Consider the following 25,530-nt stretch of genomic DNA (forward strand, 5'->3'; position numbering starts at 1 on the left):
GGGGCGCACCGTCTGGGCTGGCGGCATAACCGCTGCCCCAGCCGGTGCGCTGCCGAAATCGCGCGGCGACATGCCTCTAGGCTTATGGGATGCCGCCCGACGCCTCTGCCACCAAGAAGCGGCTGCTCGATGCCGCGTACGCGGAGTTCGCCGAGCATGGACTGGCCGGTGCACGTGTCGACAGGATCGGTGCCGCGGCAGAGGCCAACAAGCGGCTGCTCTACGTCTACTTCACCAACAAAGAAACACTGTTCGACACCGTGGTCGCCCATTCCATTGAGCGGATGTCCGATGCCGTCCCCTTCACGCCCAGGGATCTACCGGGCTATGCGGGCGCGTTGTTCGACCATCTGATCGACCATCCCGAACATCTCAGACTTGCCACCTGGGCACAGCTGGAACGCCCCATCGCCGGTCCCGCGGAAACTGCCGCCTACGCAGGAAAAGTCCAAGCGATCGCCGAAGCATGCCCTCCCTCAGTGCGTGTGGAACCTGCCGACATCCTGGCCCTCACGCTCGGGCTGACCACCGCGTGGTTCGGTGCATCACCGGCGCTGCGCAGTCTCGCAACTACAGAGCCCTTCTCACCCGAGCGCCTGGCCGCCCACCGGGCCGTACTCATCGCGACCGTCGAGGCTCTCATCGATACCGCCGGACGATGACCGACACCGCGTTCCTCGACTCCATCGCCGACAGCCTGGTGGCACTTCCCGCAGTCGAGGCGGTTACCCTTGGCGGTTCCCGCGCACAGGGCACGCACCGCCCGGACAGCGACTGGGACCTGGCGATTTACTACCGCGGCGATTTCGACCCTGACGAACTGCGCCAGATCGGTTGGGACGGAGAAGTCTCCGAGATCGGCGCTTGGGGTGGCGGCGTGTTCAACGGCGGCGCTTGGCTTCACATCGACGGCCGGGATGTCGACGTGCACTACCGCGACCTGGCAGACGTCCAGAAACAACTGGTGCGCGCGGAGCGAGGCGAGTTCCACATAGAGCCGCTGATGTTCCACCTCGCGGGAATCCCCAGCTATCTGGTGGTCGGCGAGCTCGCCCTCAACAAGGTGTTGCGCGGCATCCTGCCATGTCCGGATTACCCTGCGGCGCTTCGTGAGTCGGCGCCCGAAATGTGGTCTGCGCGCGCCGCGCTGAATGTGCGCTATGCCGAGAAGAACCACGCACCGCACGGCCGGGTGACTCAATGCGCGGGACTACTGGCCGTCGCCGCGATGGAGTACGCCCACGCAGCACGGGCCGCACGCGGCGCGTGGGTAACCAACGAAAAGCACCTGCTCGAGGCCGCCGGGCTTGCTGCCGTACATACGATTCTCGCCGGCTTGTCACCCGATCCGGCAGCGCTCACCAAGGCCGCAGCCGAGATCCGCGCTCTCGGCGAAAGTGTCGGCTAACGCGATATCTTCGCGCGGAGCGGGTCGCAGCGGTGCAAACACTCACGACCTCGTGGTGGGCCAGGAACAAACGTCATCTATTGATATACCGAAGCCTCATCCACCAGCTCGAACAGCCTCTCGACGACCTCACGCGCGGTGTCGACGTCCAGGCCCACGATCCGCAGCTCCCCCTGATCCGCCCGCACCACCACCATCGCCAGCCCCAAGGATCGCGACAGTGGGTCTTGCCGCAGTTCCACGGTCCGCACCAAAGCAAACGGAATCACCCAGAAAGATTTGAGCCACAACGTCTTCGACGCGATATAGGCCAGGTCGTCGTCGAGGACACCCCAACGATATGTGCGATAACGCTGCAGTGGCCGAAGCACCACCCACGCCACCGCGCCCGCGATGCACAGCAGCCCCAACACGCCCACCGCATGCTGCAACGGGGTGCTCGCGTGTGCGGGCGGCGCCGTCACCGCCCACACCACCGCGACCACGACAACCAGAGGGATGCACGCCAACGCGTATTGGATGGCCCAGAGCACGGGCGCCGATCTACTGGCACCGAGTCCCACCGGTGCCATCGACGTCGCAGGCGCCGTGGGCACGGTATCGATCACCGTTCGTCCACCATCGTCGGAGCGAACCGACGCATCCACACCTGCCGTATCGCGACGGCCGCAAGTACAAACACCAGAACCACAGTCGGCGACCAGACGACGGTACGGTCGACGTCCCCAAACGCGTAGCCAATCATCCCCATCGATATGAAGGGGATGACAACCGCCACCGCGGCACGCCACTGCCGGCTGATCGCCATTTCGACGACGGCCGAGGCCACCACGAGCGAAAACGCGGCGAACACCACCACACCCATCAGCTGCACGGTGGAGTCGAACGACGGGGCGTAGTCGGCATAGCGGCGCGGCGCGCCATCGGTGAGCGGGGTGTACGCGGTCCAGCCGAGATCCCAGCCCCAAGGGTTGAGCCCCCGGTTCAACAGCACGGCTACCACGAACGTCCACCAGGCCGCATTGCCCGTGATCCGGGCAGCACTGAACACCTGGATGCGCGACATTCCTGGAGTATCCCCTATGGCTAACTCCCCGATGACGAACTTGTCACACATCGTTGACGAAACACCCCAAAACGGCAACGATGACTCCAACCGGGCCGATAAGCGGCCTAACAGTCTCAGAGGTAGCACGTGAAATACATCGTTACCGGCGGCACCGGCTTCATCGGACGACGGATCGTGACCCGAATTCTAGAGACCCAGCCGGGCGCCGAGGTCGCGGTCCTGGTGCGTCGCGAGTCCCTATCGCGGTTCGAAAAGCTCGCCGAACAATGGGATGACCGCGTGCAGCCGCTGGTGGGTGACCTCACCCAGCCCGATCTGGGCCTGCCCGCCGACGCGGATCCGGTCACCGCCGATCACATCGTGCACTGTGCCGCGATCTACGACATCACGGTGGACGACAAAGCACAGCGCGCCGCGAACGTGGAGGGCACGCGGTCGGTCATCGCGCTGGCCAAACGCGCCGGCGCCACCCTGCACCACATCTCCTCCATCGCGGTCGCGGGCAGTTACGAGGGCGAGTTCACCGAGGAAGACTTCGACGTCAACCAGGATCTGCCGACGCCGTACCACCAGACCAAGTTCGAGGCCGAGTTGCTGGTGCGCTCGGAACCCGGACTGCGCTACCGGATTTACCGGCCTGCCGTCGTCGTCGGCGATTCCAAGACCGGCGAGATGGACAAGATCGACGGCCCGTACTACTTCTTCGGGGTCTTCGCCAAGCTGGCGCGCCTGCCCCGATCCACGCCGATGATGCTGCCAAAAGCCGGGCGCTCCAACATCGTTCCGGTCGACTACGTCGTCGACGCGACCGTCGAGCTGATGCACCAGGAGGGCCGTGATGGGCAGGCCTTCCACCTGACCAATCCCGAGGTGACCTACCTGCGCGACATCTACTCCGGCATTGCCACCGCTGCCGGTCTGCCACCCGTGCGCGGCTCGCTTCCCCATGCCATGGCCACCCCGTTCCTGCGGGCACGGGGCACGCTCAAGGTCTGGCGCAACATGGTGGTCACCCAACTCGGCATCCCGCCCGAGGTCATCGACATCACTGAGATCATGCCCACCTTCGTCTCCGAGGCGACACAAAAAGCCTTGCGGCCCAGTGGAATTACCGTTCCTCCGTTCGACAGCTACGCAGGCAAGCTGTATCAGTATTGGCGTAAGAACCTGGACCCGGAGCGGTACCGCCGTGACGACCCCGCCGGGCCACTGGTCGGCCGGCACGTCATCATCACCGGCGCCTCCAGCGGCATCGGACGTGCGGCGGCCATCGCGGTCGCCCAGCGCGGCGGCACTGTCTTCGCCGTAGCGCGCGACGCCGAGGCGCTCGACAACCTCGTCGCGGAGATTCGCGAGGATGGCGGTAAGGCGCATTCGTTCCCCTGCGATCTGACCGACTACTCGGCCGTCGACGACACCGTGAAGAGCATCCTCGGCCAGTTCGGGCATGTGGACTACCTGGTCAACAACGCTGGTCGCTCGATTCGCCGCTCGGTGGTGAACACTGTCGACCGGTTCCATGACTACGAACGAGTCATGGCGATCAACTACTTTGGCGCCGTGCGCCTGGTCTTGGCACTCCTCCCCCATTGGCGGGAAAGGAAATTCGGCCATGTCGTCAATGTGTCGACGGCCGGGGTGCAGACCCGCAACCCCAAGTACGCGTCGTACATCCCCACCAAGGCGGCACTGGATGCCTTCTCCGATGTGGTCGCGACCGAGACGGTGTCTGATCACATCACCTTCACCAACATCCATATGCCGCTGGTGAAGACACCGATGATTCAGCCTTCGAACAAGCTGAACGTGGTGCGCGGGCTCACACCGGAACATGCCGCCGCCATGGTGGTTCGCGGACTGATCGAGAAGCCGACCCGGATCGACCATCCGATGGGTACCTACGCCGATATCGGCCGGTACATGACACCGAAGCTGACCCGCCGGATCATGCACCAGATGTATCTGGCATACCCAGACTCCCGCGCCGCCCGCGGCTTGGAGCCCGTCGACGATCGCCAAGACCTGTCGACCTCGCGACGTCGCCCCAAGGCCGCCAAGCGTGTTGCGGCCGTGCCGAAGTTACGTGTTCCCGGTCCGGTGATGAAGGTGGTGCGCCTCATCCCCGGGGTGCACTGGTGAGCTAGAAACGGGCCCCAAATCGCGTCGGTGCCCGGATTGGCGAGCTAACTGACGGTAGGTTGACGTCCATGGTTTCCGTTTTTGCCGACGTTGATACCGGAGTCGACGACGCACTGGGATTGATCTTTCTCCTCGCTAGCGAGGAGGTGGAGATCGTCGGTATCGCCTCTACGGCGGGCAATGTCCCGGTGGATCATGTGTGCGCGAACAATCTGGGCCTGCTGGAGCTGTGCAACGCCCCGCAGATCCCCGTGTCCAAGGGCGTCGCCGAGCCGTTGAGCGCGGCGCTACGGACTGCGGAAGACACGCACGGACCCACCGGGCTCGGATATGCCGTGCTGCCGGAGACCACGCGCACACTCACCGATTACGACGCGGCAGAGGCCTGGGTGAGGGCCGCGCACGCACACCCCGGCGAGTTGGTGGGCCTGGCGACCGGCCCGCTCACCAATTTGGCGCTGGCCCTGCGCGCCGAGCCCGAGTTGCCCAAACTCATCAAACGGCTCGTCATCATGGGCGGCTCCTTCGACTACCCCGGCAACACCACGCCGGTGGCGGAATGGAATGTCGTGGTTGATCCGGGCGCGACGGCGGAGGTGTACGCCGCTTGGGGAGCCGCTGGCGTACAGGAACTTCCGATCGTGTGCGGCCTGAATCTCACCGAGACGATCGCCATGACACCGGAGCATCTGGTCAGGCTGGCCGAGGCCACGGGTGCCACCACCGCGCCGTTGTCGGTGCTCGACCTTCCCTCGAGCCGTTCGGCGGCGACCAACTCACTACTGCGATTCATCGAAGACGCGGTGCGTTTCTATTTCGAATTCCACATGAAGCAGGACGAGGGCTTCTTGGCTCATATGCACGATCCGTTCGCCGCCGCGGTGGCGCTGGATCCAGCATTAGTCCAAACACGTTCCGCGACCGTGGATGTGGAGCTGACCGGCGATCTGACCCGCGCGATGACCATCGCGGACTGGAAGGGCCAGTGGGGCCAGAAGCCCAATGCACAGATCGCGGTGGAGACCGACCCCGGGGCCTTCTTCGCGCGATTCATCGAGCGAGTGAGCGTCTTCGCGCGAAAGGTTGACGGCACTCGCTGATTCCGGCCAGACCGTCATTCATAAACACCCTCCACGTACCATCGCTGCCTGCGGAAATGCAGGAGCAGCGCCCGACCGCCGCCCTTGTCTTCCAGCAGCACTTGGGCCCTGGCGGCCACGGATACCGGGGTGGGATTCGGCTCCGGCTCCTCCCACCATCGCTCATCGATCGGCCATGGTCCCGCCCACCAACTCAACTCCCACCGGCCATTACCCCGCCGGACCCCGGCCGGTTCCCCGGAGAACATTCCCCGTCCGGTCACCGTCACCGGCGCTCCATCGATATCTAACAGCTCCACCGGTTCGCCGTCCTCGCCGAGCAGCACCGCCGGAGCCGGATCGGGCAACCTCCCGGGCCACGGGGCATCGGGATCTGCCCGTGGCCTCAGCTCATCCCCTAAGGGCACCAACGTAATTCGCTCGGCCGGACCGCGCCCACCGCTGATCACTCCCACCTGTACCGACTCCTCTCCCAATAAATCCTGAACTCGTGTCAATGCACGGCGAGCGCGCTGGCGTTCCTCGGCGCCCACCGCTCCCCACAACGTCAGCTGCAATGCCTCGGCAGCCACCACCTCGACCGGCTCCAACCGCAACATCGCCACCGGCCCGTCCAGAGACCGGCGCCGGGCAAGCCAGCCGTCAAGCTGCCAGCGCACCCGGTCGGCGGTCGCCTCCTCGGTGAGCGGTTCGGCACACCGCCACACCCGCGACAACTCCTGGCCGTCCACCGTCACCGCGTGAATAGCCAACCGGGAGCAGGCCACTCCAGCCGAGGCCAGCGCCTCGTGCAGGCTCACCGCCAGCGTTCGCCCCGCGAAAGCCGCCGCATCCACCCGTTCGATCGGCGGATCGCACGGCAGCTCCACTCCCAGTTCGGCCGGGACCGCATGACCCGAGGGAGAGCGCTGCGGTTCGGCGCGCGCATGGCGGTGCGCCTGCACCGCGTCATCGTCGAACCGCGAGGCGACATCCGACCGTGCCAGTTCCGCGAAAGCACCTATTGTTCGAATTCCCATGCGCCACAGCAAATCCACCAAGTCTTCACGCTGCGGTCGACACAGGCTGGGTTCGGCGGCCATCTCCTTGATCGACAATGGAGCCAGGAACTCGGCATCCCCACCGGGTGACACCAATACCGCATGCCGCGCGGCGTACACCGCCGTGGACATCTGATCGGCAATGCCCACCTGACATTCGGCCCCGGCCACCGAGACCGCATCAGCCAGCCGTTCCGCCGCGGTCTGCTCACTGCCGAAGTACCGGGCAGCACCGGTCACCGGCAGCGCCATCAGCCCAGGGCGCAGGATCTCGGCCCCCGGCACCAGATCGTCTACCGCGGCGATCATCGGCTCGAAGAACCGCGCATCACGATCGACATCGGCCGCCACGACATGCAGTTGCGGACAACGGGCTTGGGACTCGCGCCGCCGCATCCCCCGTCGCACCCCCAGCGCCCGTGCAGCGGCAGTGCATGCCGTCACCCTGTTGGCCAGGGTCACCGCCACGGGGCGAGTGGCAGGAAGATCGGCCATCGCCGCGGCCGCCACCGCCGGCCAGTCCGGGCACCAAATCGCCAGCACCCGAGGAGCTTTACGCTGCCGTTTATGCAGACCTGATCGAGCCACGGCTGCCACACACCTCCCCGGCAGCTCTGGGCACCCTGCGCCCCGTCGCCCGTACCGCTGTCCGCACCCCACGAATCCGCCCCAGACCACAGGTGGACACTCCGTCATAGCCGGTTATCCGGGCCTGCAACCGCACCGCGGCACCTTCCCAGTCCCCATCGACGGCTAGCAATGTGCATCCGTTGCTATGCGCCCGGGCCACTATCGCGCGCGCGGACGTCGAGGTCACTCGTCGGCCACCCAGACCCAACACCACCAGATCCATCCCGTCCATGAGCACCGAGGCCACCTCCACCGCACTCAGGCCCGGGCGGGGAATCAGCGCCAGGCGGCTCAAGTCCGCTCCCCGCTCCACCGCCGCCAGCACGCTCACCTCCGACATGCCCACGATCGCGGCGTACCCGCCTGCCGCGGTTACCGAAGCCACCACATCCAAGGGCAGCGACCGGGCCCCGCTGGCCACCGCGACCGTGCCGCGCCGCAACACGTGACCTATCGAGCTGGCCAGCGCATCGGACCCTGGTAGCAAAGATTGAGCGTCCGGCAGTGCCTCCTGAAACCGGCCGGCCGACGACCTGTCCCCACCGACCTTTCCCGATATCGACGCCATCTGCTGCCGGAGCTTTTGTAGCTGGTCAGCACGGTTGATCAGCACCTCATCGGCGGCCGACACTGCCGTCACAACCGCACCTCCAGACACACTCGACTAGAACATATGTTCGATACTACGAGTAAACACCCACCCCCCGACAACCGTCAACACGTGATTAGTACCCTGACAACCAGCAAACTAACTCCAACGAAATGGTTGACATGAGTGACGAGCCCGAGTCCCACGAGGTACGTGCCCTCGTCGAGGCATACCTTCACGCAATCAACACCTCCGATATCGAAGGCCTGAAGAAGCTATCGATCGGCCCCGCGTTGGACGAACTTTCACCCAACTACAAAGGGGTGCCAGGCAAGCTGCCGTACTGGCATCACTTAATGATCCGCACCGAGAAAGACAATCCCTGTCACATTAAGACATTCAAAGTTTTGGCACACGGCCCAGAGCACATCACCGTGGAGGTATACACCGAGTTTGCTGATCAGCGCGAAAAGACGTACTACCTGCCCGGCACCTGGGTCAGGTATGATATCGCCTCGGTACGCGGCCGGTGGAAGATCGAACTGATCCGAGATTTCAGCGATTGGAACCGTCATTGGCGCAAAAAAGGCACCGTATTTCTCCGCGTTCCGGAATCCTGCGGCTTCCTTTCCCTGGGAGAAGCGGCTCCACACGCACTGGATAACACCGGCAGCATGCGGGTCACCTTCGATCTTGGTTCTGCCATCGCAGCCGGGAGACCTGCCATGCTGCCCGGTGAACTGGGTTTTGCGTATACCGTCCCAGTGCTGGCCACCGGGAAGAAGCCATTACCCCTATCAACCCTCGACGAGGCCGCACTCAAGGAATATCCACACCTCACGTACCGCACAGGCTACCCAGATACAGAGATCGACACGGTGGAAGAGGCCATGGGGTGGCCAGTCCCCGAACTATGGCGTCAATATCTCACTAGCCCAACCATTCTCCAGACTGGCTGTCTAGACACCGATGACTACATCGATATCTATCCCCCCGCTCAAATCGTCTCCCTAACCCGAGCCTGCGCCGATGGTGGCGCTCACAATCCTGGGTATCTCCATATAGCAGCAGCTGGCGGCGGCGATATCGCCATCGACACCCGCAACCCGAACGGACCCACGTACCTGATGTATGCATCGGAAGGCTGGGAATACCTGCAAGTCCAGACCAACACGCTCGAGGAATTCGTTACGCAGCTGGAATCCCGCACCTTCAAACTCCGATTCGACGAGTCCTAATCGAGCTGGCGGGTGTGCGCCCAACGAGTCAACGCGTTGCGATTGGACTGCTGTGTCTTACGCAGCACATTGGAGGCATGTGTCTCCACTGTCTTGACGGAGATCACCAGATCCTCGGCGATCTCCCGGTATGTGTATCCACGGGCAAGGAGCCGCAGCACCTCAAGCTCGCGTGGCGTCAATGAGTCCAGCTCCGGATCCAGCGCCGGCTCCGGAGTATTCGACCGTCCCGTGAACGAATCGAGCACGAATCCGGCCAGCCGCGGACTGAACACCGCATCCCCGCCTGCCACCCGGCGCACGGCATCGGCGAGTTCACTCCCCGAGATCGTCTTGGTGACATAGCCCCTGGCTCCCGCGCGGATTACCGCGATGACGTCCTCAGCAGCGTCCGACACACTAAGCGCCAGAAACACCGGTCCGGAACCACCGGCCCCATTGATGACGGCGACCCCTCCACCGGAGGGCATGTGTACATCGAGCAACACCACATCCGGTGCGCTGGCACGTATTCCGGTGACCGCCTCAACTACCGACCCCGCCTCGCCAACGATCTCGATATCCGATTCGCCAGCCAGCTCGGCCCGCACCCCGGACCGGAACACCCCGTGATCGTCGACCAGGAACACCCGCAGCATTACGCACCCTTCTGCGCGTCGTCATGATTGGCATCGTTGTACGGCATGGTAATTCGTACCTCGGTACCTTTGCCGATCTCCGATTTGAACTGAACCTGGCCACCCCGGCGCATCACCCTGGCTTTGATGGAGCGCACGATGCCCTGCCGGTCCTGTGGCACCGTCTCGAGATCAAACCCCTTGCCCCGATCCCTGACGAAAACGCTGATCTGCCCGGGTTCCACCTCGGCATACAGGTTGATATCCGATTGCCCGGAATGCTTGGCGGCGTTGACGAGTGCCTCACGGATGGCGCCGATCAGCGCGCGTCTGGTCTCAGGTTCCGCGGACAGGTCGGCATCGCCGACGATCACCGAACTGACCACCACGGTGTGCGCATCCTCGACCTCTCCGGCCACGGTGCGCAGCTCCTCTGCCAGCGATGAGTCCGAGGACACCCCTGCGGAGAACAACCAGCTGCGCAGTTCCCGCTCCTGGCTGCGGGCCAGCCGCAGCACCTCACTGGGGTTATCCGTCCGCTTCTGGATCAGCGCCAGCGTCTGGAGCACCGAATCATGCAGATGCGAGGCTATTTCTTCGCGCTCCTCGGTACGGATGCGTGCGGCACGTTCGGCACCGAGAGCACGCCACAACCGCAACCACAACGGCACTGTCAGCAGCACCGCACCCACCAGAGTGGCGGCGATCGCCACCAGCGAGTCGCGCAGCGAGGATAGATCCACATTGCGCAGGACCACCACCGCGATCCCGCCGAAGACCAGTGCCGCACCGGCGATCACCCGAACCAAGGTCAGCAGCGACGATTTTCCTGAATCGCCCAGCACCGCCGAACTTGGCCCCTGCGCATCGAATTCGCGCCACACCACGGCGAGCCCGACAAGCGCCAGCACGATCGGGAAGACCAATGCTGCCGTCGAACCACTGACCGTCGACATCAAGATGATCAGCGCGGCAAGACTCAACAGCAAGAGCCCTGTTGCCCGCCTACGGTCCGTCGCGCTGACAGCGGCGACGTCGTCGCCCGGCGGCATCAGCATCCACAACAGCCCGTAGGCCGCAATGCCCATACCGCTGGCCGCCCCGAGCACCGCGAAGGCCAACCGCACCCGAAACACCGGAACGTCGAGATGGTCAGCGAGCCCCCCGGCGACGCCGGCGACCACCCGTCCACCGGTACGCCGACGCAACGGCGGGGCGGCTGTCAGCCGATTCCCGCCGGCGAACGCATTCCGGAACGTGGGACTCACCTCTGCGATACTGCCATGGCAAAGCTCCCCACGGCATCGGGCTTATCCCTGAACCCCACCGTGCAAAGATCAGGGTGAATCCTGATGGCGTACATGCCCGCGGCTGGGCAACATAGCTGTCATGGACACGGATACCACCACCAAACGGACGCCGTCCTCCACCCTCGGAGACATGTGGCGGACGCGGCCGTTGCGGCTGCCGGGGCACGGCAAGCTCGCCGGTGTTGCCGCGGGAATCGGCTACCGCTACAACGTCGATCCGCTGTTGGTACGCGTAATTTTCGTGGTCACAACAATTTTCGGCGGTGCGGGCGCCATCATGTACGTGGCGTGCTGGTTGTTGATGCCCACCGCCCGCTACACCACTCCGTACCACGAGTCCAAGGTGAAGATGGTCTTCTGGATCATCGTCTTGCTGCTTGTCGGCGGGCCGTTCATCGATCCCGATCGCGACCCGTGGGGATTGGTCAGTGCCGTTGTCCTGCTCGGGGGCTGGTATCTGCTCTACCAGCGCCAGACTGAAACTCCGGTGCCTCCGGCGAGTTCGCCGGTGCAGTCCAGCACCGGCGAGCCTCTCACCACTGAAGATGACGAATCGAACAGCAACACCGCGGCCACCGAGCCGCTCTTGCCGCCGCCCCCGCCCACCTGGGATCCGCTGCGGGCGGCCCCTTTCGCCTGGGACTTGCCCGATCAGGCGCCGCTGCCAGCGCCACCTGCCAAACCCAAGTCTCGCGTGGTCTCGGTGACCATCGGAGCGGCGCTCATCATCAGCGCGGTGCTCGTGGCCATCGGGCTACTCGGCGGCACCTGGGTGACACCCGTAGTGGTGACAGCGGCGGCACTGGTTGTCCTCGGCGTGGGCATGCTGGTGGGAGCATGGCTTCGCAGCGGTTACTCACTGCTCTTCCTGGCGGTACCACTGGGCGTATTCGTCATCGTGGCCTCCTCCATTGGCCCGCTGGAGGTATCACTCAACGTTGGCGACCAAAGTTACCGCGTGACAGAGGCTTCCGAAATCGAGGATTACTACGAGATCGGCATCGGCACCATCACCCTTGACCTCACCCAGGTCACGCTCACCCATGATAAGACGGTGAACCTCGACGTCGGGATGGGCGATATCCAGGTGCTGGTTCCTCCCTCGATGAATGTGCGCACCTCATGCGAGGTGAGCATCGGCAGCTTTGATTGCCTGCCCTCGCCCAACGGCACCGGTCCGGTACTGACTATCAACGCAACGGCAAATGTAGGAAGCATTGAGGTGCAACGTGTCTGAGAACATCGACGAACCAGTAACCGGCGCCGAGAATCGAGCGGAATCCTCATCGGAGGCCACCACCGAAGAGAAGGGCAGACCGTCCATCCTGCTGGCGTTGTCCGGGCTGGTCGCCGTGGTCGTCGGGGGCTGGGCCCTCACCGGCCAAGACTTCGGGGCACTGGTGCACAGCAATCTGATCGGCTGGGTCGCTATTGCCGTGGCGATCGCCATCGGCGTTGCGCTAGTGGCAGTTCCGACCCGCCGTAACCGGACCTAGTAGCTCACTCCCATTCGATGGTGCCGGGCGGCTTGCTGGTTATATCCAGCACCACCCGGTTCACCTCGGGAACCTCGTTGGTGATTCGGGTCGAGATCCGCTCCAGCACCTCGTACGGCAGACGCGTCCAGTCCGCGGTCATCGCGTCCTCACTGGATACCGGCCGCAACACAATCGGATGCCCATAGGTACGGCCGTCACCCTGTACCCCGACCGAGCGCACATCGGCCAACAGCACCACCGGGCACTGCCAGATGTTGCGGTCCTGGCCGGCGGCGGTAAGTTCCTCGCGCGCAATGGCATCGGCACGGCGCAGAGTATCCAGCCGGTCGGCAGTGACCTCGCCGACGATCCTGATGGCCAGACCCGGTCCCGGGAATGGCTGGCGGCCAACGATTTCCTCGGGTAGGCCCAGTTCACGGCCGACGGCGCGAACCTCATCTTTGAACAACAGCCGCAGCGGTTCTACCAGGGCAAAGCTCAAGTCCTCGGGAAGTCCGCCCACATTGTGGTGACTCTTGATGTTGGCAGTGCCGCTGCCACCCCCGGACTCGACGACATCCGGGTACAGCGTGCCCTGTACCAAAAACTCGATCCCATCCTCGGAGTTGCCGATCGCATCGGAGACGGCCCCCTCGAACGCCCGGATGAACTCACGGCCAATGATCTTGCGTTTGGTTTCCGGATCGCTGACACCGGCGAGCTCACCGAGGAACTTCTCCGCGACATCAACAGTCACCAGCTTGGCGCCGGTGGCTGCCACGAAGTCGTGTTCCACCTGAGCCCGCTCTCCGCTGCGCAGCAGACCGTGGTCAACGAACACACAGGTCAGCCTGTCGCCGATGGCGCGCTGCACCAGGGCTGCCGCCACCGCGGAATCCACCCCACCAGAGAGCCCGCACAATGCGCGGCCGTCACCGATCTGCGCACGCACCTGCTCGACCAGAGTCTCGGCGATATTGGCTGCCGTCCACGCGGATTCGATACCGGCGAACTCGTGCAAAAAGCGGCTGAGCACCTGTTGTCCGTGCGGCGAGTGCAGCACCTCGGGGTGATACTGCACCCCGGCCAGACGCCGCGCCCGATCCTCGAACGCCGCCACGGGAGCACCCTCGCTAGTGGCGACCACGGTAAAGCCTTGGGGTGCTTCGGTTACGGCATCGCCGTGGCTCATCCACACGGGCTGGACGCCGGGCAGACCATCATGCAGGTCTCCGCCCACCACGTTCAGCTCGGTGCGGCCGTATTCGCTGGTGCCGGTGTGCGCGACAGTTCCGCCAAGCACCTGCGCCATGGCCTGGAAGCCGTAGCAGATGCCGAAAACAGGAACATCCAAATCGAATACACCGGGGTCGAGCTGGGGTGCGCCCTCTTCATAGACACTCGACGGGCCACCCGACAGGACGATCGCGCGGGGGTTGCGGGCCTTGATCTCATCGATGCTCGCCGAATGCGGGATCACCTCGGAGAACACCCGCGCCTCACGCACACGCCGCGCGATCAGCTGCGCGTACTGTGCCCCGAAGTCGATGACCAGAACCGGTCGGTCGCCATGCTGCTCCGTTTGCGCCACCGGCTTAGCTTAGTGGCGCTGGGGGCATCTCCCGCTTGCAGGGGGACTAGCTGACCGACCGCACCGGTTCGATCGGCAGACTCCGCAATGCGCCGGGGGCACCTGCCGGGACGACGGGGTGCGCCGGGGGCACCGCCGCCATCCGCTGATACGGCAGACCCTGCTCCGGGCGCAGGTCCAGCTCGCCCTTGTTGGGCCACAACGACGCCGCCCGCTCGGCTTGCGCGGTGATGCTCAGCGACGGGTTGACGCCCAGGTTCGCCGAGATCGCGGCACCGTCCACCACGTACATAGTCGGGTACCCGTACACCCGGTGGTACGGGTCGATGACGCCGTCCTCCGGGCTGGTTCCGATCACGGCCCCGCCCAGGAAGTGCGCGGTCAGCGGGATGTTGAACAGCTCGCCCCAGGTGCCACCCGCCACGCCATCGATCTTCGCGGCGAGTCGCCGCGTGGCCTCGTTGCCCGCGGGAATCCAGGTGGGGTTGGGTTCTCCGTGGCCCTGCTTGCTGTCCAAGCGCCGCCAGAACAGCGTCTTCTTGGTGAACGTGGTGATCGAGTTGTCCAGGTGCTGCATGACCAGCGCGATGACCGTCCGCTCGCTCCACTGCGTCACATTGAGCATGCGCAACGTACCCCGGGGGTCCGCCCGCGCGGCATCGATGAGCTGGCGCCACCGCGACTTCTCGCCATCGCCGTCGGTCATCAGGGTCTGCAGCAGGCCCATCGCGTTGGAGCCCTTGCCGTATCGCACCGGCTCGATATGCGTGTCGCTGGTCGGGTGGAACGAGGACGTGATGGCCACACCGTGGGTGAGGTCCAAATCGTCCTTGTACTCCAATCGGCCTGCACCGACGATGGATTCGGAGTTGGTACGGGTCAGCACGCCCAGGCGCTGCGACAGCTTGGGCAGCAGACCCTTGTCCTTCATCTTGAACAGCAGGTTCTGTGTGCCCCAGGTTCCGGCGGCCAGCACCACGTACTTGGCTGTGTAGGTCTTGCGCTGCTTACGCACCCAGCGCCCCGTGCTCTTGGTGGAGACCCGCCAAGTCCCGTCGGCTCCCTGCTCGACCGCGGTGACAGTGGTGAGCGGAATGACCTGGGCACCAGAGGATTCAGCCAGCCCCAGATAGTTTTTGACCAGGGTGTTCTTGGCGCCAACCCGGCAACCTGTCATGCAGGAACCACACTCGGTGCAGCCCACCCGGTCGGGTCCGGCACCACCGAAGTAGGGATCGGCCACCTTGACTCCGGGTGCCTTGGCGCCGTCTGGCCCAAAGTAGACACCCACCGGGGTGGCGACGAAGGTGTCGCCGGCACCCATGTCGTCAGCGACCTCCTTGATGAGCCGGTCCGCGTCGGTGAAGGTGGGGTTCTTCACCACGCCAAGCATCCGCTGCGCCTGCTCGTAATGCGGCGAGAGCTCGGAACGCCAGTCGGTGATGCCCTTCCACTGCGGATCGCTGAAGAAAGGCTCCGGCGGTACGTACAGCGTGTTGGCGTAGTTCAGCGAGCCACCGCCCACCCCAGCGCCCGCCAGGATCATGCAGTTACTCAGCAGATGGATCCGCTGAATCCCGAAACACTTGAACATGGGCGCCCACAGGAACTTGCGCAGATTCCAGGATGTCTCGGCGAACTCCTCGTCGGAGAACCGGCGACCGGCCTCCAGGACCCCTACGCGGTAACCCTTTTCAGTCAACCGCATGGCGGTGACGCTTCCGCCGAACCCTGATCCGACGATGAGCACGTCAAAGTCGGTATCTGCTTCAGATTTTACAGGGACTGCTACCGGTGATGACATCGTTGGCCTACCTCCGCATGGTCACGTTACCGACCAGTATGGAATACAACGAGGGGGGTTATGTAAATTAGGTCACCCTAAGTAGACACATGTCTAAGAGTTGACGGTCAACCCGACCTTCTGAAATTCCTTGAGATCGCAGTATCCGGACTTCGCCATCGAACGGCGGAGCCCACCAACGAGATTCAACGTGCCGAACGGGTCGTCGGACGGCCCGGCGAGCACCTCGCTCAGCGGCGGCCGCTCCCCGATCGCCACCTGCAGCAGTGCACCACGGGGCAGCGACGGATGTGCGGCGGCATTCGGCCAGAACCACCCGTCGCCCGCGGACTCCTGCGCGGCGGCCAGCGGTGTACCCAGTACGACGGCGTCGGCACCACAGGCGATGGACTTCGCGAGATCTCCCGACGTGTGGATGTCGCCGTCGGCCAGCACGTGCACGTACCGGCCGCCCGTCTCGTCGAGATACTCACGGCGGGCAGCGGCGGCATCGGCGATGGCGGTGGCCATCGCGACGCTGATACCCAACACCTCACCACTGGTCGTCGCGCCCGCGGTCTGCCCGTACCCCACGATGACGCCGGCAGCCCCGGTCCGCATCAGGTGCAAGGCCGTGCGATGGTCGATCACGCCACCGGCGACGACGGGGATATCCAGTTCGGAGATAAAGGTTTTCAGGTTGAGCGGCTCACCGTCGCGGGCCACCCGCTCGGCCGAGACGATGGTGCCGTGAATGACCAGCAGGTCGATACCGGCGGAGATCAAATGCGGGGTGAGCAGCTGCGCGTTCTGCGGACTCACGCGCACCGCAGTCGTCACCCCGGCACCGCGCACCTCGGCGATCGCCGCCGCCAGCAGCTCGGGATCGATTGGCGCCGAATGCAATTGCTGCAGCAAGCGAATAGCGGCGGACGGCTCCGGCTCCTTCTGGGCAACCTCGACCACCTCGGCGATGCGAGCCTCGACATCGGCGTGCCGGCCCCACAGTCCCTCACCGTTGATCACGCCGAGCCCACCGGCCCGGCCGAGTTCGATCGCGAAGCGCGGCGAAACCAGTGCATCGGTCGGGTGCGCCACCACCGGAATCTCGAAACGGTAGGCATCGAGCTGCCATGCCGTCGACACGTCCTGTGAGGAACGGGTGCGACGCGACGGGACAATGTTCACATCATCGAGTTCGTAAGTACGGCGGGCGCTTCTGCCCATGCCGATTTCGACGAGGTCACGCATGTTGAGTTCCTTTGCGGTGCCGACAGTTAACGCACGTAGTAGTTCGGCGCTTCGGCCGTCATGGTGATGTCGTGCGGATGGCTCTCCTTGAGCCCCGCCGCGGTGATCTGTACGAACTGGGCGTGCTGCAACTCTTCGATGCTCGACGCCCCGGTGTACCCCATGGCAGCGCGCAGGCCGCCCGTCAATTGGTGCATAACCGTCGACAATGGACCACGGAACGGAACCCGGCCCTCGATGCCCTCGGGCACCAGCTTGTCCTCCGACAGCACGTCGTCCTGGAAGTAGCGGTCCTTGGAGTAGCTTCGTCCGGTGTTCCCGGCCGCACCGCGGCCCTGCATGGCGCCCATGGACCCCATGCCGCGGTAGCTCTTGAACTGCTTGCCGTTGACGAAGATCAGCTCGCCGGGCGACTCCGCGGTACCAGCCAGCAGCGACCCGAGCATGGTGGTGGATGCGCCCGCCGCAAGCGCTTTGGCGATATCGCCCGAGTACTGCATGCCACCGTCAGCGATCACGGGAACACCGGCAGGGTGGCAGACCGACGCAGCCTCGAGGATTGCGGTGATCTGCGGTGCGCCGACACCGGCCACCACACGAGTGGTGCAGATGGAACCGGGGCCTACGCCGACCTTCACGGCGTCAGCGCCTGCCTCGATGAGCGCCGCGGCGCCCGATCGGGTGGCGACGTTCCCGCCGACCACGTCGACGCGCTCGCCCACCTCGGCCTTGAGCTTGCCGACCATGTCCAGCACCTTGCGGTTATGCGCGTGCGCGGTGTCCACGATCAGCACGTCGACACCGGCGTCCACGAGCGCCATGGCCCGCGTCCACGCATCATCGCCCACACCGACGGCCGCGCCGACCAGAAGCCGTCCGTCGCTGTCCTTGGTGGCATTGGGGTGCTGTTCGGTCTTCGCGAAATCCTTGACCGTGATGAGGCCGGTCAGGCGGCCCTCCCCGTCGACAATGGGCAGCTTCTCGATCTTGTTGCGCCGCAGCAGACCCAGCGCGGCGTCCGCGGTCACGCCCTGGCGCGCGGTGATCAGCGGCGGCTTGGTCATCACCTCGGCGACCGATTTGGACAGGTCCGCCTCGAACCGCATATCGCGGTTGGTGATGATGCCGACGAGCGAACCTGCCTTGTCGACGACCGGCAGACCCGAGATCCGGAATCGAGCGCACAGTGCGTCGACCTCGGCCAGGGTGTTGTCGGGCGAGCAGGTCACCGGGTTGGTCACCATCCCGGCCTCGGACCGCTTGACGGTCTCGACCTGGCCGGCCTGGTCCTCCAGAGAGAGGTTGCGATGCAACACCCCCATGCCTCCGGCGCGGGCCATCGCGATAGCCATCCGGGCCTCGGTCACGGTGTCCATCGCCGAGCTGACGAGCGGAACGTTCAGTCTGATCCGCTTCGTCAGCTGCGAAGACGTGTCGGCGCCGTTGGGCAGCACATCCGAGGCGGCGGGCAGCAACAGCACATCATCAAAGGTCAACCCGAGCATGGCGACCTTGTGCGGATCGTCGCCGCCGGTGTGGACGGACCCTGCCGCAATGGTCATTCAGGCCTCCATGCCAGATAGCCGTCGTATACATCCCAGGAGTGGGATGGAAAGGAGTAGATCCATCCTATCGGCTCGCCTCGGCTGCAATCTCCCGGACGTGTGCTCGGACATGCGCCACGTGAGCTGGCGCGCGAACCCGCGAACTGCGTACTCTAGGAGTGTGCGCGACCACTTTCCGCCGGGATTGCCGCCAGATCCGTTCGCCGACGATCCCCACGATCCGTCGGCCGCACTCGACGCGATCGAGCCGGGTCAGCCGCTTGATCCGCAAGAGCGGATCGCGGTCGAGGAGGATCTCGCCGACCTCGCGGTCTATGAGGCGTTGCTCGCCCATAAGGGAATTCGCGGATTGGTCGTTTGCTGTGACGAATGCCAGCAGGACCACTATCACGACTGGGACATGCTCCGCGCGAACCTGCTGCAGCTGCTCGTCGACGGAACCGTGCGACCGCACGAGCCCGCCTTCGATCCCGAGCCCGAAGCCTACGTGACCTGGGATTACTGCCGCGGGTACGCCGATGCCTCGCTCAACGAGGCGGCGACGGACCGCGACGGATTCCGCTGATTTAGCTGCTCTGGAACCTATTCGCCGGAGCTCGAACCCGCGCCGCTGCCGTGGCTCGACGATCCACCCCCGGGATTGGCCGGCGCCACCGGCACCGACGTCATCACTGGCATATGCCGTGATGGATTGTCGGAGTCAGAGCCCGCGCTCCCGCCACTGCCGGGGAAACCATGGATGTTCCCGGAGCCCGGGTTGTTGACGGGTGCCTGATAGACCGGCACCGGGTTATCGGGGGTGCGGGTAATCGGGGACGGAGCCTGGATCGTCGTCGGCGCGGTAATGACGGGTGTGTCCACCGCTCCGCGCTGAGTGGTGACGATGGTCACCCCGTCGGGAGTGGTGGGGACGGTCACAACGGGTGCCGTCGAGGGCACCGTGGTGATGACCGTCGACCCCGCCACGGACGTGGACGGCGTGGGCACCGTCGTCGTCACCGGCGCATTGGACGCGGTCGAGGTGGCCGTCGATGTCGAACTCGGCGGCGTCGACGTGGCCGACACGGTGATCGACGTTGATGCCGAAGGGGATGTCGACGCGGAGCTCGACGACGCAGAGCCGGAGGTGCTCGCCGATGTCGAACTTGTTGTCTCCGTCGGTGACGAGGCGGTGGTCGAAGTCTCCGTCGACGATGAGGGCGTTGACGTCGGGGTCGCGGTCGTCGTCGTAGGCGTGGATTCCGATGACGTCGAAGTCACCGAAGTCGTCGTGTTGGTGGCGGTCGTAATGACCGGAGGCGACAGCATGATTCGCGGCGTCTCGGTCACCATCTCCGGCGGCACCGTCGCCACTGGGTCCTTGGCGTCGATCCTGACCTCCGCCTGCTGCACCCGGCTGGCCAGTTCGGCCTTCTGCTGAGCGTCGCCCACCTCGTTGACGCGCGCGGCGGCCACCCCGAGCTGCTGCTGTGCACCCTCCCAATCGCCTTGGGAAATAAGCTTTTCCACCTGAGCGAGCTCAGTCTGCGCCGACAGCACCACGGGATCGGTGCGCACCGCCGGTCCGGCACCGAACAACGAGGTACGCAGCCCGTACAACGCGTCACCGGGATGCGATTGGTACACCGCCGCACCGAATCCACCGAACAGCAATGTCACGGCGGCAGCCGAACCCACCGTGGTGGCCAGCAGCCGTGAACGGCCACCGCGATCACGTAGGGCGTTACGCGCCTGCCCGAGTGTGGGTTTCGCGGGCATTGGCTCACGCCCGACATCCTCGCGCCACGCCGCCAACATCATCGCCACGGCGTACTCGTCGGAATCGGAGGTGGCCACCGGCAGATCCGCCGCGATGGCGTCGATCATCCGGTTGGTGCGCCGCAGTGCCGCCAGGTCCTCGGGCCCCTCGTCACCCTGCCCGCCGGGGAACCATCCGCGTTCATCAGCCACGGTGATCACCCGCCCGGGTCATCTCGGCCTTGAGTCTCTGCAATGCCCGGTGCTGCGCCACGCGCACCGCGCCCGCGCTGCTGCCCACCGCGTCGGCGGTCTCCTCCGCCGACAGGCCGACGACCACTCGCAGAATCAGGATCTCGCGCTGCTTCTCGGGCAGCACCTCCAGCAGGGCCTGCATCCGTCGTGCCGACTCGGAGTTCAACGCCTCCTGCTCGGGCCCCGCGTGGCGGTCGAACTGCTCGGGAAGACTCTCGGTCGGATCGGACTTGTCACGAGCCATCGCACGATGCGCATCAGCCACCTTGTGCGCGGCGATGCCGTACACAAACGCCAGGAACGGGCGTCCCTGATCCTGATAGCGAGGCAGCGCTGCGATCACCGCGAGACACACCTCCTGCGCTACGTCGTCTGCGGAGAGACCACTTCTTTCCGCCGTTCCGACACGCGCGCGGCAATATCGCACCACGACGGGCCGGATGGCACTAAGTACCTCGGAAAGCGCGTCGCGATCGCCCTTGACGGCAGCAGCAACGACGTCGTCGAGCCCGCTCTCCGTACTTGTCATCGACTGCGCATTCCCCAGTGTTACGTGTGGTGCACCGTGGTGGTGCTGTCACCTAGGACAATAGCGTTGGACGCGGAGGGGTAACGCATTTAGTCCACCACCTCGAGGCGCCACCGGCCGCCCGCCTGGGCTATCCACGCGGCACAGTCGCGGCGAATAGCAACGAGGTCTTCACGGCTTTGCCCCACCTCCTCAGCGGCGGGCAGACTCGCCAGCATCGCCGCCAGCGCCCAGCGCAGCGGTACCAGCCCATGGGCCGTCGCGGCCTGCAGCCCTCGCGCCGCGACGGCCGCCGATTCCGCGAGATCGCCCGCACTACTGAGCGCCGCCGCAAGCACCATCTCCGTCTTGACCTGGTGTCTTACCGACGGCACGTCCTGCGCGAGCCGTTCGGCGGTGCGGGCATACCGCAACGATCGCACGCCGTCACCGGACACCATGGCCAGCTCGGCGCGCACCCAGGCCAGCCGCAGGGGCAGGCGCCATGGCCAACGAGGGTCGCCATGCGCGGATAGCCGCTGCGCCTGTTCCAGTAACGCGTGAGCAAGCGGGAATCGCCCCAGCCCCAGCGCATCCGCCGCCAACCCGACGAGCGCGTCAGAGCGAGCCTCCGCGTCCGCATGGGCCATCGCCAACGCTCGGCCGTCGAACCCCCGGGCCAGCGCATGCCAGCCGAGCTGACGCAGGAGCGACGCGCGTGTGCTCAGCGCCAGCGAGGCAATCCGATCCGTGTGACCCCTCGGCACCTCCAAGGCGTTCAAGCCGGCGTGCGCGGCGGCATAGCGTCCTGCTCCCCCCAACGCCACCGCGCGCAGCCAGGCATCCTCGGGTGCCGAGGCAGACGGAAGTGGCCAGATTGCTGGATGCGGCCCAAAGGCGGCATCGGTGAGCTCGGCCGCTGTGGACGTTCGGAAAGTCACCATGGGAGCGGTCACGGTACCAATTCCCTCGAAAATGGAGTTAACAGTTGATGCAGCGGACGTTAAATCCACGTCAACGGGCGTCGTAAACGCTAACCCAACGCAGCGTTAAGGAAACGGAAAACCCACGGCCAAAACCCGCTGACCACGCGGGTGAGCGAACGTTACGTACCAACGAAGAGCAAAGACGATGAACGTGATGTTAATTCTGGACCTAATGGCGTGATGTTGCCATGATCATCGCCTATTGACTGCATTTCGACCGCGCACCTACTTTGTGTACACCGCTTGTCATCGGCGACACGTCTGGTGCACTTCACTCACGCGCAGGTCGACTGCGCGCGCAGCGAGAGGGTTAACCACATGCCGCAGCCACAGCAATTGCCTGGGCCCAACGCAGATATTTGGGATTGGCAGATGAAAGGCCTTTGCCGAGGGGTCGATTCGTCCGTTTTCTTCCATCCCGACGGTGAACGCGGCCGTGCCCGCGCACAGCGGGAGATGAAGGCCAAGGAGATGTGCCGGGCATGCCCGGTGCTGGTGCAGTGCCGCGCACACGCGCTGGCCGTCGCCGAACCGTACGGAATATGGGGTGGACTCTCCGAGTCCGAACGCGAACTGATTCTGCGCCGCGGGATACGCCGCAGCGCCTAACACGTGCAGCATGCGTTGGGCCCCCGCAACCATCCATCAGGTTGCGGGGGCCCAACGTTTGCGGAGGCCGATCTAGGTGGTGGCGCCCGCCGGCTGATCGTCGACCTTCCAGGTGAAGGAAATCTGCGATCCCTGGACATCGGTTGCCGTGACGGTGACGCCGATCGTCTTCCCCTCACCGTCGACAACCGCACACCGCCGCGTGGCGCCCTTCTCCCCCTTCAACGGCCCGTCACACGTGGCGCCGGTGAGCGTGACCCCTGTCTTGTCCTTGATGCCATCCTTGAGCCCCTGCTCCAGCTTCGCCGTGGCGAGCTCAGGGGACGATGACCCCAGACTGAACTGCGTCTCGCAGCCCGAAAGCAACAGCCCAACGAGGATCAACCCCGTCCGTCGCGGCATGTGAGTGGCCATCGGATCAGTAAACCTCCGCACGGCACAGACGAAAACACCCCCGGTCCACACGGGCCGGGGGTGTTTTCGTAGTGCGTTGAGCTAGTGAGCGTGACCGTGGTGTCCGTGGCCGTGGCCGTGGTCGGCCTGCTCAGCCGGCTTCTCGACGATGCTGGTCTCCGTGGTCAGGATCATCCGGGCGGCCGATGCGGCGTTGATGACGGCCGAACGGGTCACCTTCACCGGGTCGATGACGCCATCGGCGATCAGGTCGCCGTACTCCAGCGTCGCGGCGTTGAAGCCGTGCCCGGCGTCTAGCTCGGCCACCTTGCTGACTACTACGGCCCCATCGAGGCCCGCATTGGTGGCGATCCAGAACAGGGGCGCGGACAGCGCGGCCTCGAACACGTCGACACCCTTGGCCTCATCACCCTTGAGCTCGACGCGCAAGCCGTCCAGCGCCGAACGAGCCTGCACCAGGGCGCTACCGCCGCCGGCGACGATGCCCTCCTCCACGGCCGCCTTGGCCGCCGAGACAGCGTCCTCCACGCGGTGCTTGCGCTCCTTGAGCGCGGTGTCGGTGGCAGCGCCCACCTTGATCACCGCGACGCCGCCGGCCAGCTTGGCGAGGCGCTCCTGCAGCTTCTCGCGGTCCCAGTCCGAGTCGGTGGTTTCGATCTCGGCCTTCAACTGGGCGACACGCGCCTGGATGGCGTCCTCGGTGCCGCCGCCCTCGACGATGACCGTCTCGTCCTTACTCACCACGATGCGACGGGCGGTGCCGAGCACCTCGATACCCGCCTCGCGCAGCGACAGACCCACATCGGGGTTGACCACCTGGGCGTTGGTGACGATCGCGAGGTCCTCCAGGAACGCCTTGCGGCGGTCGCCGAAGAACGGCGCCTTGACCGCAACGGCCTTGAGGGTCTTGCGGATCGCGTTGACGACCAGGGTGGACAGCGGCTCGCCCTCGACGTCCTCGGCCACGATCAGAAGCGGCTTGCCCTCCTTGGCCACCAGCTCCAGCAGCGGCAGCAGATCGGGCAGCGAACTGATCTTGTCGCGGTGCAGCAGCACCAGCGCGTCTTCCAGGATCGCCTTCTGCTCGTCGAAGTCGGTCACGAAGTACTGCGACAGGTAGCCCTTGTCGAACTGCACACCGTCGGTGATGACCAGCTCGGTGTTGATGGTCGACGATTCCTCGACACTGACCACGCCGTCCCGGCCGACCTTGGTCATGGCCTGGCCAACCAGCTCACCGATCTCGGCATCACGCGAGGAGACCGTGGCCACCTGGGCGATGGCGTGCTCGCCGGACACCGGGGCGGCGACCGTCAGCAGCCGCTCGGACACCGCGTCCGCGGCGCGGGCGATACCGGCGCCGAGTGCGATCGGGTTGGCACCGGCGGCCACATTGCGCAGGCCGGCCTTGACCAGCGCCTGGGCCAGCACCGTGGCGGTGGTGGTGCCGTCACCGGCGACGTCATTGGTCTTGGTCGCCACCGACTTGACGAGCTGGGCGCCCAAGTTCTCGAACGGGTCCTCCAGGTCGATATCGCGGGCGATGGTGACGCCGTCGTTGGTCACGACGGGACCGCCGAATGCCTTGGCCAGCACCACGTGCCGTCCACGGGGACCGAGCGTGACCTTGACCGCGTCGGCCAGCTTGTTGACCCCGGCTTCCAGGGCGCGGCGCGCGGTCTCATTGAATTCGATCAGCTTGCTCATGTGTTCTCTCTATTCGGCTGATTCAGTACCGGACAGGAATAGGTAAAAACGCGTGCCGCCCCGGAAATCGCCTGCGGTGCAGGCCGATTCCGGGGCGGTCACACGGTGTTACTTGCTAACGACAGCCAGCACGTCGCGAGCCGACAGGATCAAGTACTCCTCGCCGTTGTACTTGATCTCGGTGCCGCCGTACTTGCTGTAGATGACGACGTCGCCTTCGGACACGTCCAGGGGGATCCGCTTGTCGCCATCCTCATCCCAGCGGCCGGGGCCAACTGCGACGACGGTGCCTTCTTGCGGCTTCTCCTTGGCGGTGTCCGGGATGACCAGACCGGAAGCGGTCGTGGTCTCGGCCTCATTGGCCTGAACGAGGATCTTGTCCTCGAGTGGCTTGATGTTCACGGCCACAGTGATCCCTTTCCCTCTCAGGGTGGCTCGGTGGGCCTGATGCCCATGAGCCTGGATTGTCAACAGATGTTTCGGCGGCCGGATGAGTGTCGCGCCGT

General features: G+C 65.1%; 25 protein-coding genes. 9 read left to right on the plus strand and 16 right to left on the minus strand.

Going from position 1 to position 25,530, the window contains the following annotated elements:
• Positions 1 to 89: 89 nt before the first annotated feature.
• Both B4394_RS04785 and B4394_RS04790 read left to right on the plus strand, forming a co-directional pair.
• Positions 90 to 662 (plus strand): TetR/AcrR family transcriptional regulator, encoded by a 573-nt coding sequence (locus tag B4394_RS04785; protein ID WP_078308629.1) that lies wholly within the window; start codon positions 90 to 92, stop codon positions 660 to 662.
• The gene (locus B4394_RS04790; RefSeq protein ID WP_078308628.1) at positions 659 to 1,408 is read left to right on the plus strand and encodes a nucleotidyltransferase domain-containing protein; all 750 of its coding nucleotides are present in this window, start codon (positions 659 to 661) and stop codon (positions 1,406 to 1,408) included. Before B4394_RS04785 ends, B4394_RS04790 begins: the two co-directional genes overlap by 4 nt.
• Before the next feature lie 77 nt (positions 1,409 to 1,485).
• On the opposite strand, the gene B4394_RS04795 is transcribed toward B4394_RS04790, so the two are convergent.
• A complete protein-coding gene (locus B4394_RS04795; RefSeq protein ID WP_502688513.1) occupies positions 1,486 to 2,016 on the minus strand; it encodes a PH domain-containing protein in 531 nt (176 codons plus the stop codon).
• Complete coding sequence (locus tag B4394_RS04800) at positions 2,013 to 2,474, minus strand: hypothetical protein (RefSeq protein WP_078314379.1); 462 nt, start codon at positions 2,472 to 2,474, stop codon at positions 2,013 to 2,015. Before B4394_RS04800 ends, B4394_RS04795 begins: the two co-directional genes overlap by 4 nt.
• 129 nt (positions 2,475 to 2,603) lie before the next feature.
• On the opposite strand from B4394_RS04800, the gene B4394_RS04805 reads away from it, so the two are divergent.
• Both B4394_RS04805 and B4394_RS04810 read left to right on the plus strand, forming a co-directional pair.
• Positions 2,604 to 4,616, plus strand: a complete 2,013-nt coding sequence (locus B4394_RS04805) for an SDR family oxidoreductase (RefSeq protein ID WP_078308626.1) — start codon at positions 2,604 to 2,606, stop codon at positions 4,614 to 4,616.
• A 68-nt stretch (positions 4,617 to 4,684) separates the two neighbouring features.
• Positions 4,685 to 5,716, plus strand: a complete 1,032-nt coding sequence (locus B4394_RS04810; RefSeq protein ID WP_078314381.1) for a nucleoside hydrolase — start codon at positions 4,685 to 4,687, stop codon at positions 5,714 to 5,716.
• A 14-nt stretch (positions 5,717 to 5,730) separates the two neighbouring features.
• On the opposite strand, the gene B4394_RS04815 is transcribed toward B4394_RS04810, so the two are convergent.
• Positions 5,731 to 7,251, minus strand: a complete 1,521-nt coding sequence (locus tag B4394_RS04815; protein ID WP_502688516.1) for a DNA polymerase Y family protein — start codon at positions 7,249 to 7,251, stop codon at positions 5,731 to 5,733.
• A gap of 70 nt (positions 7,252 to 7,321) precedes the next feature.
• Positions 7,322 to 8,026, minus strand: coding sequence for a DnaE2-dependent mutagenesis accessory factor ImuA' (imuA', locus tag B4394_RS04820; protein WP_078314382.1), 705 nt, complete (start codon positions 8,024 to 8,026; stop codon positions 7,322 to 7,324).
• A 131-nt stretch (positions 8,027 to 8,157) separates the two neighbouring features.
• Here imuA' and B4394_RS04825 point away from each other — a divergent pair, with 131 nt between their 5' ends.
• Positions 8,158 to 9,213, plus strand: a complete 1,056-nt coding sequence (locus tag B4394_RS04825; protein WP_078314384.1) for an SMI1/KNR4 family protein — start codon at positions 8,158 to 8,160, stop codon at positions 9,211 to 9,213.
• Here the strand turns inward: B4394_RS04825 and B4394_RS04830 are convergent.
• Both B4394_RS04830 and B4394_RS04835 read right to left on the minus strand, forming a co-directional pair.
• Complete coding sequence (locus tag B4394_RS04830) at positions 9,210 to 9,851, minus strand: LuxR C-terminal-related transcriptional regulator (RefSeq protein WP_078308623.1); 642 nt, start codon at positions 9,849 to 9,851, stop codon at positions 9,210 to 9,212. The two genes, B4394_RS04825 and B4394_RS04830, sit on opposite strands and share 4 nt — an antisense overlap.
• On the minus strand, positions 9,851 to 11,056 hold the full coding sequence (locus B4394_RS04835; protein WP_170914912.1) for an ATP-binding protein: 1,206 nt from the start codon (positions 11,054 to 11,056) through the stop codon (positions 9,851 to 9,853). The genes B4394_RS04830 and B4394_RS04835 overlap by 1 nt, the downstream gene beginning before the upstream one ends.
• A 163-nt stretch (positions 11,057 to 11,219) precedes the next feature.
• Between B4394_RS04835 and B4394_RS04840 the strand changes: the two genes are divergently transcribed.
• Positions 11,220 to 12,377, plus strand: a complete 1,158-nt coding sequence (locus tag B4394_RS04840) for a PspC domain-containing protein (protein WP_078314385.1) — start codon at positions 11,220 to 11,222, stop codon at positions 12,375 to 12,377.
• Positions 12,370 to 12,636, plus strand: a complete 267-nt coding sequence (locus B4394_RS04845) for a tetraspanin family protein (RefSeq protein WP_078308621.1) — start codon at positions 12,370 to 12,372, stop codon at positions 12,634 to 12,636. Before B4394_RS04840 ends, B4394_RS04845 begins: the two co-directional genes overlap by 8 nt.
• A gap of 4 nt (positions 12,637 to 12,640) precedes the next feature.
• Here the strand turns inward: B4394_RS04845 and guaA are convergent, their stop codons facing one another.
• The 4 genes from guaA to guaB all read right to left on the minus strand — a co-directional run bounded on the left by guaA (position 12,641) and on the right by guaB (position 18,805).
• A complete protein-coding gene (gene guaA, locus B4394_RS04850) occupies positions 12,641 to 14,209 on the minus strand; it encodes a glutamine-hydrolyzing GMP synthase (RefSeq protein WP_078308620.1) in 1,569 nt (522 codons plus the stop codon).
• Between the two features lie 46 nt (positions 14,210 to 14,255).
• A complete protein-coding gene (locus B4394_RS04855) occupies positions 14,256 to 16,013 on the minus strand; it encodes a GMC oxidoreductase (protein WP_078308619.1) in 1,758 nt (585 codons plus the stop codon).
• 93 nt (positions 16,014 to 16,106) lie between these two features.
• Complete coding sequence (locus B4394_RS04860) at positions 16,107 to 17,243, minus strand: GuaB3 family IMP dehydrogenase-related protein (RefSeq protein WP_078314387.1); 1,137 nt, start codon at positions 17,241 to 17,243, stop codon at positions 16,107 to 16,109.
• A 26-nt stretch (positions 17,244 to 17,269) separates the two neighbouring features.
• Positions 17,270 to 18,805 carry an IMP dehydrogenase gene (gene guaB / locus B4394_RS04865; RefSeq protein ID WP_078308618.1) on the minus strand — a complete coding sequence of 512 codons (1,536 nt, stop codon included), beginning with the start codon at positions 18,803 to 18,805 and terminating at the stop codon, positions 17,270 to 17,272.
• A 163-nt stretch (positions 18,806 to 18,968) separates the two neighbouring features.
• Here guaB and B4394_RS04870 point away from each other — a divergent pair, with 163 nt between their 5' ends.
• On the plus strand, positions 18,969 to 19,373 hold the full coding sequence (locus B4394_RS04870; protein WP_005056069.1) for a DUF5319 domain-containing protein: 405 nt from the start codon (positions 18,969 to 18,971) through the stop codon (positions 19,371 to 19,373).
• Between the two features lie 17 nt (positions 19,374 to 19,390).
• Here the strand turns inward: B4394_RS04870 and B4394_RS04875 are convergent, their stop codons facing one another.
• The 3 genes from B4394_RS04875 to B4394_RS04885 form a co-directional block, all read right to left on the minus strand.
• Entirely contained in the window at positions 19,391 to 20,758 is a 1,368-nt protein-coding gene (locus B4394_RS04875) for an anti-sigma-D factor RsdA (protein ID WP_078314607.1), read from the minus strand.
• On the minus strand, positions 20,751 to 21,329 hold the full coding sequence (locus B4394_RS04880; protein ID WP_078314388.1) for a sigma-70 family RNA polymerase sigma factor: 579 nt from the start codon (positions 21,327 to 21,329) through the stop codon (positions 20,751 to 20,753). Before B4394_RS04880 ends, B4394_RS04875 begins: the two co-directional genes overlap by 8 nt.
• An 89-nt stretch (positions 21,330 to 21,418) precedes the next feature.
• Positions 21,419 to 22,252 carry a hypothetical protein gene (locus tag B4394_RS04885; RefSeq protein WP_078314390.1) on the minus strand — a complete coding sequence of 278 codons (834 nt, stop codon included), beginning with the start codon at positions 22,250 to 22,252 and terminating at the stop codon, positions 21,419 to 21,421.
• A 360-nt stretch (positions 22,253 to 22,612) separates the two neighbouring features.
• Here B4394_RS04885 and B4394_RS04890 point away from each other — a divergent pair, with 360 nt between their 5' ends.
• Entirely contained in the window at positions 22,613 to 22,903 is a 291-nt protein-coding gene (locus tag B4394_RS04890; RefSeq protein ID WP_030096777.1) for a WhiB family transcriptional regulator, read from the plus strand.
• Between the two features lie 72 nt (positions 22,904 to 22,975).
• On the opposite strand, the gene B4394_RS04895 is transcribed toward B4394_RS04890, so the two are convergent.
• The 3 genes from B4394_RS04895 to groES form a co-directional block, all read right to left on the minus strand.
• On the minus strand, positions 22,976 to 23,317 hold the full coding sequence (locus B4394_RS04895; RefSeq protein ID WP_139359946.1) for a DUF4333 domain-containing protein: 342 nt from the start codon (positions 23,315 to 23,317) through the stop codon (positions 22,976 to 22,978).
• An 81-nt stretch (positions 23,318 to 23,398) separates the two neighbouring features.
• Positions 23,399 to 25,024: a chaperonin GroEL gene (groL, locus tag B4394_RS04900; protein ID WP_078314393.1), complete on the minus strand. Its 1,626-nt coding sequence runs from the start codon at positions 25,022 to 25,024 to the stop codon at positions 23,399 to 23,401.
• Positions 25,025 to 25,132: 108 nt separating this feature from the next.
• Complete coding sequence (gene groES, locus B4394_RS04905; protein WP_070952100.1) at positions 25,133 to 25,432, minus strand: co-chaperone GroES; 300 nt, start codon at positions 25,430 to 25,432, stop codon at positions 25,133 to 25,135.
• Between the last annotated feature and the right edge of the window lie 98 nt (positions 25,433 to 25,530).

Source organism: Mycobacterium sp. D16Q16, assembly GCF_002013745.1.
Classification (GTDB): domain Bacteria; phylum Actinomycetota; class Actinomycetes; order Mycobacteriales; family Mycobacteriaceae; genus Mycobacterium.

Coding starts and splice junctions, on each gene's coding strand:
- B4394_RS04785 (WP_078308629.1), top strand. CDS start 90: ATGCCGCCCGACGCCTCTGCCACCAAGAAGCGGCTGCTCGATGCCGCG.
- B4394_RS04790 (WP_078308628.1), top strand. CDS start 659: ATGACCGACACCGCGTTCCTCGACTCCATCGCCGACAGCCTGGTGGCA.
- B4394_RS04800 (WP_078314379.1), bottom strand. CDS start 2,474: ATGTCGCGCATCCAGGTGTTCAGTGCTGCCCGGATCACGGGCAATGCG.
- B4394_RS04810 (WP_078314381.1), top strand. CDS start 4,685: ATGGTTTCCGTTTTTGCCGACGTTGATACCGGAGTCGACGACGCACTG.
- B4394_RS04815 (WP_502688516.1), bottom strand. CDS start 7,251: ATGGCCGATCTTCCTGCCACTCGCCCCGTGGCGGTGACCCTGGCCAAC.
- B4394_RS04825 (WP_078314384.1), top strand. CDS start 8,158: ATGAGTGACGAGCCCGAGTCCCACGAGGTACGTGCCCTCGTCGAGGCA.
- B4394_RS04830 (WP_078308623.1), bottom strand. CDS start 9,851: ATGCTGCGGGTGTTCCTGGTCGACGATCACGGGGTGTTCCGGTCCGGG.
- B4394_RS04840 (WP_078314385.1), top strand. CDS start 11,220: ATGGACACGGATACCACCACCAAACGGACGCCGTCCTCCACCCTCGGA.
- B4394_RS04855 (WP_078308619.1), bottom strand. CDS start 16,013: ATGTCATCACCGGTAGCAGTCCCTGTAAAATCTGAAGCAGATACCGAC.
- B4394_RS04860 (WP_078314387.1), bottom strand. CDS start 17,243: ATGCGTGACCTCGTCGAAATCGGCATGGGCAGAAGCGCCCGCCGTACT.
- guaB (WP_078308618.1), bottom strand. CDS start 18,805: ATGACCATTGCGGCAGGGTCCGTCCACACCGGCGGCGACGATCCGCAC.
- B4394_RS04880 (WP_078314388.1), bottom strand. CDS start 21,329: ATGACAAGTACGGAGAGCGGGCTCGACGACGTCGTTGCTGCTGCCGTC.
- B4394_RS04885 (WP_078314390.1), bottom strand. CDS start 22,252: ATGGTGACTTTCCGAACGTCCACAGCGGCCGAGCTCACCGATGCCGCC.
- B4394_RS04890 (WP_030096777.1), top strand. CDS start 22,613: ATGCCGCAGCCACAGCAATTGCCTGGGCCCAACGCAGATATTTGGGAT.
- B4394_RS04895 (WP_139359946.1), bottom strand. CDS start 23,317: ATGGCCACTCACATGCCGCGACGGACGGGGTTGATCCTCGTTGGGCTG.
- groL (WP_078314393.1), bottom strand. CDS start 25,024: ATGAGCAAGCTGATCGAATTCAATGAGACCGCGCGCCGCGCCCTGGAA.